Source organism: Erythrobacter sp. JB2-19, from assembly GCF_057365005.1.
The window spans coordinates 1,903,735-1,918,444 of sequence record NZ_CP200290.1 but is presented as its reverse complement, the minus strand read 5'-3'; the positions used below and the strand labels follow the sequence as shown (position 1 = coordinate 1,918,444).

Annotated in this window: 12 protein-coding genes; 6 read left to right on the top strand and 6 right to left on the bottom strand. The window is 57.2% G+C overall.

From position 1 onward, the window contains the following. Positions 1–167: 167 nt before the first annotated feature. The 3 genes from AC0V6O_RS09090 to AC0V6O_RS09080 form a co-directional block, all read right to left on the bottom strand. Positions 168–2,150: a putative bifunctional diguanylate cyclase/phosphodiesterase gene (locus AC0V6O_RS09090; RefSeq protein ID WP_486143406.1), complete on the bottom strand. Its 1,983-nt coding sequence runs from the start codon at positions 2,148–2,150 to the stop codon at positions 168–170. A gap of 72 nt (positions 2,151–2,222) precedes the next feature. After that, positions 2,223–2,561 (bottom strand): hypothetical protein, encoded by a 339-nt coding sequence (locus tag AC0V6O_RS09085; protein WP_486143404.1) that lies wholly within the window; start codon positions 2,559–2,561, stop codon positions 2,223–2,225. A gap of 196 nt (positions 2,562–2,757) precedes the next feature. Continuing rightward, entirely contained in the window at positions 2,758–3,987 is a 1,230-nt protein-coding gene (locus tag AC0V6O_RS09080) for a cell wall hydrolase (protein ID WP_486143402.1), read from the bottom strand. 184 nt (positions 3,988–4,171) lie between these two features. Between AC0V6O_RS09080 and AC0V6O_RS09075 the strand changes: the two genes are divergently transcribed. From AC0V6O_RS09075 to AC0V6O_RS09060, 4 genes are all read left to right on the top strand, one after another. Next, positions 4,172–5,074 (top strand): ABC transporter substrate-binding protein, encoded by a 903-nt coding sequence (locus AC0V6O_RS09075; protein ID WP_486143400.1) that lies wholly within the window; start codon positions 4,172–4,174, stop codon positions 5,072–5,074. Further along, on the top strand, positions 5,071–6,075 hold the full coding sequence (locus AC0V6O_RS09070) for a FecCD family ABC transporter permease (RefSeq protein ID WP_486143398.1): 1,005 nt from the start codon (positions 5,071–5,073) through the stop codon (positions 6,073–6,075). Before AC0V6O_RS09075 ends, AC0V6O_RS09070 begins: the two co-directional genes overlap by 4 nt. Further along, positions 6,072–6,824 (top strand): ABC transporter ATP-binding protein, encoded by a 753-nt coding sequence (locus AC0V6O_RS09065; protein ID WP_486143395.1) that lies wholly within the window; start codon positions 6,072–6,074, stop codon positions 6,822–6,824. The genes AC0V6O_RS09070 and AC0V6O_RS09065 overlap by 4 nt, the downstream gene beginning before the upstream one ends. Before the next feature lie 85 nt (positions 6,825–6,909). Beyond that, on the top strand, positions 6,910–7,347 hold the full coding sequence (locus tag AC0V6O_RS09060) for a hypothetical protein (protein WP_486143393.1): 438 nt from the start codon (positions 6,910–6,912) through the stop codon (positions 7,345–7,347). A gap of 166 nt (positions 7,348–7,513) precedes the next feature. Here the strand turns inward: AC0V6O_RS09060 and AC0V6O_RS09055 are convergent, their stop codons facing one another. Further along, on the bottom strand, positions 7,514–9,280 hold the full coding sequence (locus tag AC0V6O_RS09055) for a bifunctional helix-turn-helix transcriptional regulator/alpha/beta hydrolase (RefSeq protein ID WP_486143391.1): 1,767 nt from the start codon (positions 9,278–9,280) through the stop codon (positions 7,514–7,516). 281 nt (positions 9,281–9,561) lie between these two features. On the opposite strand from AC0V6O_RS09055, the gene AC0V6O_RS09050 reads away from it, so the two are divergent. Together AC0V6O_RS09050 and AC0V6O_RS09045 are read left to right on the top strand one after the other, a co-directional pair. Further along, on the top strand, positions 9,562–11,673 hold the full coding sequence (locus tag AC0V6O_RS09050; RefSeq protein ID WP_486143389.1) for a hypothetical protein: 2,112 nt from the start codon (positions 9,562–9,564) through the stop codon (positions 11,671–11,673). Between the two features lie 316 nt (positions 11,674–11,989). Next, positions 11,990–12,820: a hypothetical protein gene (locus tag AC0V6O_RS09045; protein WP_486143387.1), complete on the top strand. Its 831-nt coding sequence runs from the start codon at positions 11,990–11,992 to the stop codon at positions 12,818–12,820. 91 nt (positions 12,821–12,911) lie between these two features. On the opposite strand, the gene AC0V6O_RS09040 is transcribed toward AC0V6O_RS09045, so the two are convergent. Both AC0V6O_RS09040 and AC0V6O_RS09035 read right to left on the bottom strand, forming a co-directional pair. Beyond that, positions 12,912–13,025 carry a hypothetical protein gene (locus AC0V6O_RS09040; protein WP_486143385.1) on the bottom strand — a complete coding sequence of 38 codons (114 nt, stop codon included), beginning with the start codon at positions 13,023–13,025 and terminating at the stop codon, positions 12,912–12,914. After that, positions 12,991–14,610: a M3 family metallopeptidase gene (locus AC0V6O_RS09035; protein ID WP_486143383.1), complete on the bottom strand. Its 1,620-nt coding sequence runs from the start codon at positions 14,608–14,610 to the stop codon at positions 12,991–12,993. The genes AC0V6O_RS09040 and AC0V6O_RS09035 overlap by 35 nt, the downstream gene beginning before the upstream one ends. Positions 14,611–14,710: the final 100 nt, after the last annotated feature.

The window sequence follows — 14,710 nt, the reverse complement described above, 5'->3', positions numbered from 1 at the left end:
AATTGAGCAAGCCACATGATGCTCTTCGGCCACGCCTCCGGTGCCCCTAAATCGCCGGCAACGAAAAGGGGCATGCGAGCCGCATTGCTAGTCGCTGTGCGATCGGTTGTCTCTCAGGGAAAGGGCGTAGCGAACAGCAGAGCTAGGCGCAACGTTCACAAAGCGGGCTAGCCGGTGATGCGCTTGCTCTGCATCGGTGTTTCGCCTTCGCGCTCTTGCTCCAACAGCATAGCGGCGAGATAGTCCGGCACGGCGCGGCTGAAATAGAAGCCCTGGCCCATATTACACCCGGCGGCGCGTACGGCCTGAACCTGTTCAATGGTCTCAAGACCCTCGGCCACAATATCCATTTCCAAGGTTGAACCCATTTCGGCCACGGCCCTGATAATCGCATCGCTACGGCGACCAACATTGGGGCCAGAGACGAAGCTGCGATCAACCTTAATCTTCTTGAACGGGAAGGTGTTGATATAGCCGAGCGAGGAATAGCCGGTGCCGAAATCGTCGAGAGCAAAGCGGACGCCAATCGACGACAATTCGTCGATGAAATTCCCGGTTGCGTGATTGTCTTCGATAAACAGGCTCTCGGTCACTTCCAGCTCTAGCCGTGAGGGATCAAGGCCTGCTTCGCGCAAAGCGTTGCGGATCGCCAGCGCCGCGCCGGGGGCACGAATCTGCAATGGCGACAGGTTTACTGCGAGCGAGATGTCTTCAGGCCACTGCGCGGCTGTTCGCGCAGCCTGCGCCGTGATCCAATTGCCCAAAGTGACAATAACCCCAGTCTCTTCGGCCACCGGGATGAACTCATCTGGCCGCAATTCGCCCTTTTCCGGGTGGAACCAACGGATCAGAGCTTCGAAGGCGCGGATTTTGCCCGTCTCCAAGTCGATGATCGGCTGGTAGAAGATCGACAACTCGTCACGTTGTAGCGCAGTGCGAAGCTCGCCTTCGATTTCACGGCGGCGCACAAGGTCGCGGGTCATGGATTGATCGAAGAATTGTGTCTGCGAACGCCCGCCCACCTTCGCGTGATACAGGGCAAGGTCAGCGCATTGCATCAAGCTGTCAGCGTCCGCGCCATCATCCGGCAGCAGAGCGACACCGACTGATGCGCGCACTTCGAGGCGGTCGCCATCAACACGCACTGGGCGCATGATCTCTGCATGGATTTCACTGGCGAGCCGTTCTGCATCCAAGCGGCAATCAACCGGGCAGAAGACGATGAACTCGTCCCCGCCAAAGCGTGATACGGTGGCCATATCAGGTGACACCTCGCGCAGACGGCTGGCAACCTCGGTCAAAACCCGGTCACCGATAGGGTGGCCAAGCAGGTCATTCACTTCCTTGAAGCGGTCCAGATCGATCCAGAACAGTGCAAGCTGCGTGTCTTCGTTCACCGTCATCATGGTTTCAACCATCGAGTGGTTGAGCCCAGCGCGGTTAGCGAGACCTGTCACCACATCCGTGCGGGCGAGAACTTGCATTTTTTCGGCGAGCTTCGCGCTGGTTTCGGCTGAGGCGATGGAGTCGCGCAGCACCTTAAAGACGTTGAAAGTGATCGACATCATCGCCGGGATCAGCAGGAAGATGTTGATAAACAAAGCCATGAATGCAAGCGTGCCGGCGTGCAGCGAAACGGCCATAATGGGCGCACAAACCAGCACCAATTGACCCAAAGCAATGGTTGGCCGGCCAGCATTGCGGGCGCAAATCCCTGTGCCGTAACACAGCGCATTGGCGACCATCAGCACCTCAACCTCGGCGCTAGCCTCAAACCAGATCGTAAGTGAAGCAATCAGGCCAATGGTGAAGGCGTAGCTGAAAGCACCAATTTCATAAACCAGCTCAAGGCGGCGCGTGCTGGTGCGGTCTTCGTCGGATGAGAGGCCCAATGCAGCAATGAGCCGGGCAATCGCGATGACTGTTAGAACAGCGCAGCCGACGTAAAGAATTTCAAGATCGGCGACCCATGCCGCCACCGCGGTACAGGCAATACCGTTGAACGCGCCGATCGCCAGGCTGGCAGGCTGCGTGTAGAGCGTCTTGACTAGTGTCCGCCGAACGCGCTCAGACAGGGTGTCTGAGTTTTCTTGCACGCGCATGGCGTGACGAATTTTGGAAAGTGGGCTGACCTTGCCTGACATACGCATGGGTTAGCCAAAATAGGTCAAGGCAAGGTTAATGCTCTACTTACCAAATTTATGTCTCGCGATTTCAGAATTTTACGCGACGGGATTGAGCTCCGATGCCTCTGATGGCTCGGCCTCCTGCTGGTCCAGCTGCGCTGCCAGCCGGCGGTCCAGCGTGCGTGTGATGCCCAGCCACCAATCATAGGCCTGGCGATCGCCAGCGAAAAACGCCTCTTGCGCCTTGGCCCTAGCAGCCCGTGCAGCGCCCAGTCCGTGCTCTGCAAAGTGGCGCAGCGACGCCTTGAAAATCTCTTCGCCCGGTGCCTGATTTCCGTTGTCATTGGCAGGCGCAGCCGTGCGGTCGCTACGCGCCAGAGCGCGGGCAACCGGCGAGCAATCAGGGGTGCGCGCTGCGGCAAAGTGAATGGTCATTCGGGCAATTTCCGTCCTGTTGGCGCTTGTTGGCGCGCAGTCGATCCCGGCGCGCCTCAAGTCTGATCACGAAAATTGCTTTAAAGCGAAAGGCGATAAAGCGGCGTGTGAAGACAAGGTTTCTGGCGTGTTAACTTGCGCCTAGGTGAAATGAAATTGCGCGTTGTGTGATGCGCCTCGGAGAGCGCGAAAGTCGTTATTCGCCTGAAGTTTGTGGGGCGGCTTCGATTGCCTCGGCCGAAATGCCTATGCGTTCCGCAGCCAAACGTTCCGCCTCTTTCGCGGCCAAGGCAGCACCTGCGCTGTCTTTCCATTGACCCGCGTTCGAATAAGGCGCTTTCACTTGACCGGCTCCGCGCAGGTTCTGGTCCGCCAGCGCTGCATCAGGTGTCGCAGGCTTGCTGTTTGCAGCACCGCTGGCCGGACGACCCGGCGTAAAGGTTGCGCGCGTTCCGCCGCGCTGCGTGGGCACTGCGCTCACTGCTGCAGGTTCAATTCGCGGGGCGGTGGTGCCCGCCACAACCGGGGCTGCTCCAGAGGCGCTCACACCCGGCTCATAGCCAGCATAGCTTTGGGTGAAAGCGCCTTTCTTTCCGGCATTTCCACGGTTTTTGTAGAAACGGTGCGCGCCGATTGTCCCAACGTGATCGAGCGAGCTTGCCCAGTAAGGATTGACCCAAAGCGTGTGGTAGTGGGTCGCGTGGCCGATCTGGGCATAGACGCTGCCGGAAAGAGCCTCTGATGCGACCCGACGCGCGCGGGCCATGCCATTGGCGCTGGGTGTGCGGCGCATGCTGCCATCGCAGGTGAAGGAAAACTGGCAACCAGTTGACCGCTGAGAGCCTTCGAATACCACTCCGCAAACGCTGGCGGGCCAGCTGGTGTGGGCCACACGGTTCAGCACGACTTGTGCAACCGCGCGTTGGCCCGCTTCGCTCTCGCTCGCTGCCTCGTAATAGATGGCTTGTGCCAGGCAGGTTTGCGCGCGTGATTGGCTGGCGCTGCCCGCGAAACTCGCAAAGGGGCTGGCGGCGGGGCCAACATTGATTAGCTCGCCCAGTTCGCGGCCATCTGTGCTGGTGTCGAGCGGGTCCGTGCTGGGCAGAGCGACAAGAGCCTCACTCGGCGGATCGGCAAGATAGTAAAACGCAGAGCCGGGGAAGCTGCCGCCAGGCGTTTCAAACGGCATCACCGGCACGTTTTCATAGGCGATGTAGGGTGCGTCGCTGCCGTCGGTCGGCGCGTCACCCGCAATTGCGCCAAAGTCGCCAGGTGCCGCCATAGCGGGCACTGCGATCGCCGCGATCAGCACCATCAGGCGGCGCTTCATCGGCAATTTGGGCGCGGGTAGGGGAGGTTCACCGCCGGAACGGTCCGGCAGACAAATCGGCTTTTGCCGGTCAGGAGATTGGAAAAGGGTCCACATGGTGCGCAGCGCCGGATTTAGGGCGCGCGGCGGCAATTTGCGATCCGAGGAATTCCACCGTCCCGAAACCGAACACATTGTTAACCCGGATTAACTCGTGCCTTGGGATGGACGCCTCGCCGTATCTTGCAGCCACGGGTAGAGCCGCCTATCCCATTGCAAACGAGGGATAAGGATCAGAATTTTGGGTGGGAATGCGCGGGCCGCGATGGCCGCAGGAAAGGCTTGGTCGGCGGCGGCATTGTTCGCGCTTGCTGCCGCCTGCAGTGCGCCGGACACCCCATCAAATGATGGCTCAAACGGCCCGATGAATATGCCGGAGCTGGCGAGTACAAACCCCTCTTTTGTAAGCTTAAACCCATGTATCGATGCAATCCTGATCGAGGTCGCTGATCCGGAGCAAATCCTGGCACTGTCGCATTACAGCCGCGATCCAAACTCCAGCTCAATTGACGTGGATCTAGCGAGTGAATTCGCTTTCACGGGCGGGACGGTGGAAGAGGTCGCTGCGCTCAATCCTGATATTGTGCTCGCGAGCGAATTTATCGCGCCTCCGAGCAGCAACGCCCTCACTGATCTAGGGTTTCCGATTGAGCCGTTTGGTATTGCCTCCGATCCGGAGCAGAGCTTTGCGCAGATCAAGCGGCTCGCGGAGCTGGCCGGGCATCCACGGCGCGGTGAAGAACTGATCGCGAAGATCAAGCGTGCACTTACCGATGCTGCGCCGCCTTCCGGCTCAGACATGGCTTCCGCCGTTCTATGGCAACCGGGGCAAATCGTGCCGGGCGAGGCCACTTTGATCAGCTATCTGATGCGGGAAACCGGTTTTTCCAATCACAGCGCCGCACGGGGCTTAGGCCAAGCGGACTATGTCTCATTGGAGGGCCTGCTGTCTGATCCGCCAGAGTTAGTTCTGGTCGCGGGAAACAGCGCGGGGCAAAGTCATCCTCTACTTAAAGAGCTTGCCAGAACTCAAGTGGAAGCCTTTGACCCTAAATTGTTTTATTGCGCAGGGCCGACGATAATCTATGCCGCCGAGCGCCTCGGTGAAATCCGTGAAAATCTGCCCAGCAAGGCTTATCAGTGAGCATCGCGGCGCACCGAGCATCTCTTATCTTTGGCGCGCTTTTGGTGCTCGCCTTGCCGCTGTCATTGCTGGCGGGGCGGGTTTGGATTGATCCGTTTGCGCTTACTGAGACGGGCAGCAATGCGGCGTTGATTCTGATGGAGCTGCGCCTGCCGCGCGGACTGCTCGCGATTGCGATTGGTGCTGGCCTCGGCGCTGCGGGTGCGGCGATGCAGGGCTATTTGCGCAATCCGTTGGCCGATCCCGGCCTGTTTGGCATTGCGCCGATGGCGGCGCTTGGTGCGGTCGCAAGCTTCTGGTTCGGGGCGGTGCTGCCCGGTGCATTGGCGTCATGGACACTTCCCGTCTTTGCGTTGATCGGTGCCGGGGCAGGCATGGCTCTGCTCGCGCTGATCGCAGGCAGGACGCCATCCGGGCGCGGCGGAGGCCTCGCGCTATTCACGCTTGCAGGCCTAATGATTGCAAGCCTCGCTGGCGCTGTGACGGCATTGGCGATTACGCTCGCGCCCAATCCATTTGCCCTGTCGGAGATTGTGCTGTGGCTGAACGGCGCGCTGACCGATCGATCTTGGCGTGAGGTGATGATCGCGGGCCCGCTGATCGCGGTCGGCCTGGTCGTGCTGTCTGCTGCCGCTCGCTCGCTCGATGCGCTGACCCTGGGCGAGGATGCGGCGTGGAGCATGGGCGTCGATCCGCGTATGCTATTGCGCCTGTTGGTGGTCGGCGTTGCGCTGACGGTCGGAGCAGGGGTCGCCGTCGCCGGAATTATCGGATTTGTCGGTCTGATCGTGCCGCATCTGGTGCGCCCGATGACGGACCGCATGCCCTCCAGTGTGATCTTGCCCAGCGCGCTCGCCGGGGCATTGCTGGTGCTGGTGGCGGATAGTGCGGTGCGCGTACTGCCGTTGATCACAGAACTGCGTCTGGGCATCGCCCTCTCCCTGATTGGTGCGCCGTTCTTCCTGTGGCTGCTGCTGAAAATGCGCCGGGGAATACTATGATTTTGCAGGCGCATGATCTCTCGGTAACCCGCTCAGGTGCGCTTGTGCTTGATGATATCGCCGCAACCTTGCTGCCGGGGCAGATCACCGCGATTTGCGGCCTGAATGGAGCAGGCAAATCGAGCCTTATACTGACGCTCGCCGGATTGCTCCCAGCGGTGGCGGGCGGGGTCTCGCTCGATAAGCACGACATCGCATCGCTGCATCCAAAGGACCGCGCAAAAGCTATCGGTTACCTCCCCCAATCCGCTGAGATCGCTTGGGATGTCGCGGTTGAGAACATCGTAGCCTTGGGCCGTATGCCGCGCGGCGACGGGGGCAGCCCGCGCGGTGAAGACGCCATCCAGCGAGCCATTGATGCGTTGGCGCTAGGCGATCTGCGCCGCCGCCCCGCCAGCAAATTGTCCGGCGGGGAGCAGGCACGGGTCTTGCTCGCCAGAGTGCTCGCCGGAGAGCCGCAATGGATCCTGGCCGATGAACCCTTGGCCGCGCTCGACCTGGCGCATCAGACCGCATTGATCCAGCATTTCAGGACCGCAGCGGCGGCGGGCAAGGGCGTTGTGCTGGTCGTGCATGATCTGGCCCAGGCGATGAACCATGCCGGCCGCGTGCTGGTGCTGGATCAGGGGCAGCTTGTTGCAGATGGCGCGCCAGAAGATGCGCTGACTAACGAGACGATCGCCAAAAGCTGGGGCGTTCAAACCAAGTGGATCGGCGAACCGGGGACCAGAGCACTCATCACCGTCTGAACCTCAGCTGCATTCCGGTTCAAGTCCTTGTCAGCAAAGGGTCTTTAGCGCGCATTGCATCAGAGCATTTTGCCAGGGAGTGGGTATGAAGAGTTTTCCAATTGCATTTGGCGTGGCGGCGGTTTTGGCCGCTGCATCCACTCCGGCCCATGCGTGTCGAGGCCCGCAGTTTGAAACCGTGATCTACCCGGTGATGGCGGAGAAGCCGGAACAGGGCGAGGGGGCCAAGGGCGACGTCTTCAAGATACGTTATTCCGGCGAGCGCGCGGGCGAGCAAAACAAGCTTTGGCCCAATTTCTACGTCGTTGAGGTGACGGAAGGCAAAATGAAGGGGCAGAAGCTAGCGATCCCGGCCCACGCCACCTCGTGCCATTCGGTCCAAATCTTTGACGGAGCAGAGGGCTATGTCCTCGGTGTTCTGGAAAAGATTGGCCGCGACGGCAAAAAGTTGGACATTCCGATCTTTCGCACAAGCTTGAGCGGGACCGTACGCAGGCCGTTTCAGATCCCGCCGCTTAGCTAAACGCGTTGCTGGTTCCAGCCAACTTGACTCGCGTGTCTGGTTTCGGGTGACTCATCGCAGCTGCGAAATGACCGCCTATGGGGGTGGAAGCGGACGTCGCTAGCACTTAGAATAATTCGCACCACTCAATGCTCGGGAAATCACCTATGACCGGCGATTCTTTAACCTAAAAGACTCCCAGGTCTTGCTTCAACCACGCCAAAAATTGGCCAGGCTGTTGATGTTGCACAAAATAGCCGCTGTCGGGAAGCACGTGCAGCTCAACATGATCCAGTGCGCCCGCCCAGCGGTGCGCAGCGGTCCATTGGACGTTGCGGTCATGCTCGCCGATTACTAATCGGACGGGGACAGGTGTGCCGCGCAACAAGTCGGTCCAGTCGTCGGCATAAGCAATATCACCGTAGTTTCCGACATAACCTTGCTCACGATGAACCGGGAGGCCAGAAATGATCACTGGTAATATCTCAGGGCGGCTTACCCATTCATAATCTCTCGGTGAATCTCTCACAACTGCCCTAGCGAAGGCTTCTGGTCCCTTGGTTGTGACAAAGGCAAACCCCGCTTTGCATAAAAAGCGCAAGGCCTGAGGGAAGTGCAACCGGGTCTTGGGTATCAACAGATTGTACCCGTTCGTCCCCTCCAGATCTGCATCGCATATAGCAGGCAAGATCGGGTTGGCTGCAGTAACGCTGGTTATGCGTTCCGGCATTATCTGTGCAGCGGCAAGGCCGTGGACCAAGCCAGACCTCAAAGTCATCAGGGCTGTCTTATCAACCTTCAAATGGTCCAGCAGCAGCTTTATGTCTGGAGCAAAGACCTTTGGGTCGCTCGCTTCGCCTTGATAAATTGTAGTCCTGCCAAAACCGGGCCTCAGCGGCGCAATGATCTGCAACCCGGCGAGCGTCGCCGCTGCGACGGCTTCTTTGAACCATGTGTCGCCTAGAGCCTGATCATGGTAGAAAAGAATCGTTCCCTTCCGCTTGTTCGGATCTTCAACCCCGAAGATCGAATAGTCGATCTGGCGTCCGTTTCGCAATTTGAAGATTCGCCGCTGGCTCTCACGTGGGTAATGGGCTGTTTCATTCTCAGCTTGCAGGCGCGCGGCAATCAAATTGCCATCATCCTGATCATGCATCAGCGCCAAACCGATGACCATCCGGACACATTCAATTTGTGACGTGGTGTCTGTCTTGGAAAAAATAGCACGTAGTTGACTGCGAACGGTAGTGATCGAAGCCATTCGCGCCTCGGCTATCTCCTTCGCCCTATGGCCGGCTAGCATCAACCGGATGACCTCTATTTCCGCAAGCGTGAGATTGAACAGATCCTGCAAGATCGGGCCAAGGTAAGTTGGCCAATAAATGTCGTTCGTCATTATGATCGTGAGATGGCGATCCTCACATTCATCATGGCGACGCTCCAATGTCATCAACAAGGGCTTCTCAGTCCGCTGGTTCTGGAAACGTCGCACATTATTTGGACTGTTCCCGCGCCGCGAGCCAGCGATGATACTACTGATCAGTTTCTGCAAAGTAGCGCAATCGGCGCTGGAAAGGGGCATGTCTTGAAGCCGTGCCCTGGGCCCCAAATCATAAAGGCTCCTCGCTGCAGGATTGGCGCCAACGATGCTTCCTTCTCCATCGATGGCTAGCATCGCTTGCATTTTTCCGGCGAGAAATGCGTCGAGCTCACTTTTCGTCTCGTTGCGCCAAGGCGTAACCTTATCCAGCAGCGACGAGGCTTTGCCCCAATGGCTTCCAAGCGGCTGAACCGGAGCTTCATTCTTGCCTTGCTGAAGAGCATCCAACTTGGTCAAAAGTGACTGCATGAACGCGTCATATTGATCTGGTTCGGACACCAGATTGTAGAGGTCGGTAACATCGAACTCGTTCTCTGTGCCATCCGCTTTCATGCCAAGTCCCGCTTTCAACATTTGCCCACGTCCAAGCCATATGGCGAGTTAGCAGGAGACTGCCCAAATGCCCTCAACTTTAGAATGTCAACGCACTCAAATTTAAGCCCAAAATCGAACTAACTCTGATCACATTCAGGGCCAAAGGCCAGTTCTTTTTGGTTTATCCTTCATATGGATGATGCGGCCTTGTGCGGCGGTGGTTAACTTGATCTTTACGTCTGGTGAGTCCGTTGCCGTAGGCATTTCAGGTTCGCCCAGACATTGATTTTTTGCGCTGCGTAGCAGCTCTGGGGGCTAAAATGACCAATTCACGCAAACTCTATTTCTCGCACATATCTTTCTCAGCGATGGCTACGGCACTGTTGCTCACAGGGACGAGCACTGCAGCGAGTGCCCAGCAGGAATTGGCGCAGGGTACGCTGACTATCGTGGATGATTGCCCGGACGGACAAGCCACAGACGATTCCGGCGCCTGCTTCAACGTCGTAAAAACACATCAGATGTCAGTCGGAAGTCAAGAAGACGTCGACCGTGTCCTGGCGGAAAATGGATGGCGTTTGGCAACTCCCGATGAGCTGGCCAAAGCATATGAAAACCTCGGTCTTCATACCACTTCAATCTACCGATTGTCTGATGGGACAAACGCCGTTCCGGCCCAGTACCCTGTTGGATCCATACTCAAAAGAGGGGTGAATTTCCGCAGTGCCGCAGTGCCTAATTTCCTTGTAAAGGGCATTTTTTATGTCGATGCGAGCGCGCCTGATGCCGGTTCATTAGCGGCGGCTGCCCCTGGAACCAGTGCAAGCCCTACGCCCACAGATGTCATTTTGGCTAGCACTGTTATTGTGACGCCAAATATCGGCAATTGTCCGGCCGGGCAACTTGACTACCTTCCAAAAGTGGCGGCCATTCAATGCGGCCCCGAGGTCAAATTTCATGAGACGTTTCTCCGTTTTGGCAGTGCTCAATCGGATGCCATGGTCGCTGCACGAGAGCGGGCATGGGTCCTAGCGACTCCGCCAGAACTGCAAGCCAATGTCAGTTCGGGCCGATTAGCTCCTAACAAGTCTGGGGTCGCAGCCGGGGGCAACAGAGTGGAGGCCACGCAAGACGGTACTTTGAATTTGAACCCCAAATACGTCTCAAGGTCCGACGGGTTTTACTATGTCGAAGAGACTGCAGGTAACCGGGTACAGACCATTCCTCACCGGATACAATATGGATCGCCATGGAAACCTACCGATGGCGCTCCGGCTCCGATACCCACTGGCGTCAATGGACTGATGGCTAGTGCATCAGGATGGCAATCAATAGAGCGCCCCATTGTCGGGAATTTCTGGAGCTCAAACATTGCTGATCAACACCCGGCAAAAGCTCTGTTCGGACTGGGTGATGCAATCATCTTGCGCCGGGCTGCACGAACTATGCTCCAACAAAAAAACAAGACTTCAAGCGACAGCGACGTCGAAGCTCTTTTGAACGCTGCCCAGTCGGATGCCGATCAACGTTATGCCCTCGCGTCTTACCTCATTGGCGAAGCATATGAAGCTTTGATCACAGATAATCCCGCGTCAGAGCAACTCAATTTTCGCCGCGTATTCGAAGCGTATATGAGCTATGAGCGCTACCGGGTGAATGGCATCACATATGACGCCTGGAGAGAGTTTAACGGGCAAAGTCAATTCAGTGCGAATGAAAGTTACGGATACAGCTCGCCTGCTGCCAATTTCCTGCCGGTGATTCCCGAAGTTTCGACGTTTCAAGCTCAGCAAACGAATCCAATGCAGATTGGGGTTGAAGGTTCAAAAGCGATGATCAACCTTCTTCATCCCGCAATCCTGGCTGGATCAGCAGACGGTGCAAGCCTAAACCTTGGTGAGAATGGTCTCGATCTTGCTGGTATTGGCGTTGCGGCTGGCTTGGGCGGCACTCTCGCGGTCGCAGCCGGTTCGTTAGCCGTTGTCGCAGCAACGGTCACAACTGTCGGCACCTCAGCTGTCCCAATTGCGACAACTGCGGTGACTGCAGCTATGACTGTAACGCAAACGATCCCGGGGGTAAGTTATGTCGTTCCGAACGCTGCGTTCCTTGTAAGCAAGAATGTGATTGCCTCAGGCGCAAGTTCGAGTTTGGGAAGTTCTGCCGCGATCGGAATCGGGATTTCTCTCGCCCTTGCTGCTCTTATTTCTAAGTCTTTCGCAGATTTGGCGATGTCAAATGCACTCGATGCCAAACTGCGGACAACGTTGGATGCTGGCCCGCAACCAGTAAATGTTTATCAATTGCTCAACACGAATGACGCAGCCCAAGCTCAATTGAACCGAAGCGCTGTGTTTGGCTATGTGATGAAAATGTTGATTGCAGATCCGGCGGAAAAAGGATTGCTGTCCATCGAGGTGCCTTCGTCATAAGCAGTGTGCATTGTGTTTGCCCGTCGGGGCATTCATGGGTGCTGCCAGCCTAATCGCAACTTGTCTCTGATCGGCCCAGTTCTAGCCGCTGCACGCTGTCTTGAATTGGGTCGTGAGCCGATGGTCGGCTTTCAGGGACGAGTGGTGACATTTCGGTCAGGCAGTACAGGCAGCCAGTCTGTCGCGGTTGGAGACAAGAATCAAGTTGGCTGGAATCAGCAGCACTCCGCCTATAGGCGCGCCTCAACCTGCGCTTAACCATGTTTCAAGCTCTTCCCCCTAAAGCCCGCTACAAACGGACAATAGGGGGCTGCTCGTGCTGCTCGAACGTATTTCAAGAATTGGTTTGATTGTTAATTGGAAGACCTTGGGCGTCGCGATCCTTGCGATCTTCGCCACATGGTTATCGCTGAAACTGAACCTGGTTGCCGATTACCCGCTGACGATCATTTCGACTGCGGTGATTTTCCCAATCGTGTTCTCCATTGGTCATGCGTACAAACGGCGCGAGGCGGCGCTGGATGATTACGGCACGATCAAGGCCCATGGCCGTGCGATCTATTTTGCCGCGCGCGACTGGCTTCCAGAGGAAAACGAAGACAGGATCAAGCATCTCGAAGGTGCGCTGGCGCGTTTGCTGACCGGTTGCCGCGATATGTTCAAAGGCGAACGTTCAGAAATGCCGGCGCGCGAGCAGGCGATTTACGCCGCGTTTTCGGAACTGTCGCAATTCGTAAAGCGGATGCGGGCAGAGGGGCTGGCCTCTGGCGAGTGCAGCCGCTGCAATCAATATCTTTCCAAGATGATCGTCGCGTTTGAAAGCGTGAAGCATATCTATCAATATCGCACGCCGCGCACGCTCAGCGCCTTCAGCGATTTTTTCATAATCATACTGCCGATCATCTATGGCCCGTATTTCGCGCATCAAGCGATTGAATATGAAGCCCCGATCCTGACCTATGTCATGCCGGTGTTGTTTGCGGTGATCCTGACGGGTCTCGATAACATCCAAAGCCATTTGGAAGATCCGTTTGACCAGATCGGACCAGATGATGTGGCGATCAATGCGGAGAAATTCGTTGAGCTGCTGACCTGCGGCGAACCAGATGGACCATGTCCAGTGATTGCCGATGGACAAACTGCATAAGCGCAGGCACTCTCATTGAGCACAAAACAAAACCCCCGGCGGGCAGCTGGCCTACCGGGGGTTTTGTGTTTCTGGGTTCTTGTTGAGGGCCTTACTCGCCGCCGGCTAGCCCGCGGCTTTCGATCATATATTTCACATCCGGCTCGCGTCCGGCGAATGTGCGATACATCTCAAAATAGTCCATCGTGCCGCCGCGACTGAGCACGGTTTTGCGATAGTGATCGCCGTTTTCGCGGGTCAGACCGCCATTGTCGATGAACCACTGGCGCGAGATCCTTGTCGAGCATTTCAGTCCACAAATAGCTGTAATAGCCCGCAGAATAGCCCGCAGGTGAGCTGAAGATGTGGTTGAAATAGTTTGACCGGTAACGCGGCGGGACCAGATCAATTTCAAGGCCAAGCTCGCCAAGCGACTGGCGCTCAAATGCATCGACCTTCTCCGCTGTATCAATCGCAGCGGCTTCAGCTGGTGAGAGCGCGTGCCACTTCATGTCAAGCAGCGCGGCGGCCACCACTTCACCAAAGTCATAGCCCTGGTTGAACTTCGATGCGGTCTGGATTTTCTCCACCAGCTCCATCGGAATGGTTTCACCCGTTTCGTGGTGCTTGGCATAGTTTTGCAGGACCTCTGGATAGGTCGCCCACATCTCGTGAACTTGGCTGGGGTATTCCACGAAATCGCGCGCGGTCGCCGTACCAGAGAGACTTTCATAGCGCTGATCCGCAAAGAAGCCGTGCAATGCGTGGCCGAATTCGTGGAAGGTCGTCTCTACCCAGTCAAAGCTGACCAGTTGGACCTCACCATCGGCCGCCTTCGGAATGTTCAGCACGTTGTAGATCACCGGCTTGGTGCCCCACAGATCGCTCTGGTCAATGAAGTTGCCCATCCACGCGCCGCCGCGCTTTGACGGGCGCTGGAATGGGTCGAAATAGAACAGGCCGAGCTCGCTGCCATCGGCATCGAACACGGTGTAGGTCCACACATCCGGGTGATAGACGGGCAAGTCGGTGCGGCGTTCAAACGAGAGGCCGTAAAGCTTATTCGCCATGTAGAAAACGCCGTCTTCCAGCACCTTATCGAGCTGGAAGTAAGGCTTCACCGCGTTTTCATTAAAGGCGTATTGCTCTGCCTTCACCTTATTGGCGAAGCGGTACCAATCCCATGGCTCAACCTCGAAATTGAGGCCATCTGCGGCGATCCGCTCGTTGAGAACGTCGGCTTCGCGGCGCTGCGTCGCGGCGAGGGCCGGGACCATTTGCTCCATGAAATCGAGCGCGGTCTTCGGCTGCTTCGCCATGCGGTCATACATGGTGTAGCTGGCCCAATCAGGCTGACCGAACAGAGCGGCCTTTTCCGCGCGCAATTCGGCAATCTTGGCCAGGATCATGCGCGTGTCATTCTCTCCGCCTTGGTCAGAGCGGTATGCACTGGCTTTGAACAGACGCTCGCGCACTGCACGGTTTTCAAGCGCGGGCAGCGATGGTTGCTGCGTGGTGTTTTGCAGGGCGATGGCGAACTTGCCGTCCATGCCTCTTTCCTTCGCGAGTGCTGCCGCGCCCTCAATCTCAGCATCAGACAGTCCAGCCAGCTCTTCACGGGTGTCGACGATCACCGCGCCAGCATTGGTCGCATCGCGGACCTTCTGACTGAAATCGGTGGTCAGCGTGGACAGCTCAGAGTTGATCGCTTTGACCTTGTCGCGCTCTACCTCGGTCAGCAGCGCGCCTGCTTGCACCATGCCGGAATAGGTCTCTTCAAGCAGCTTCGCATCTTCGCGCGTCATCGTCATCGCCGCGCGGTTGTCATAGACCGCCTTTACGCGGGCAAACAGCTCTGGGTTGAGTCTGATTGCATCGCCATGCGCAGTCAGTTTTGGGCTGATTTCCTGA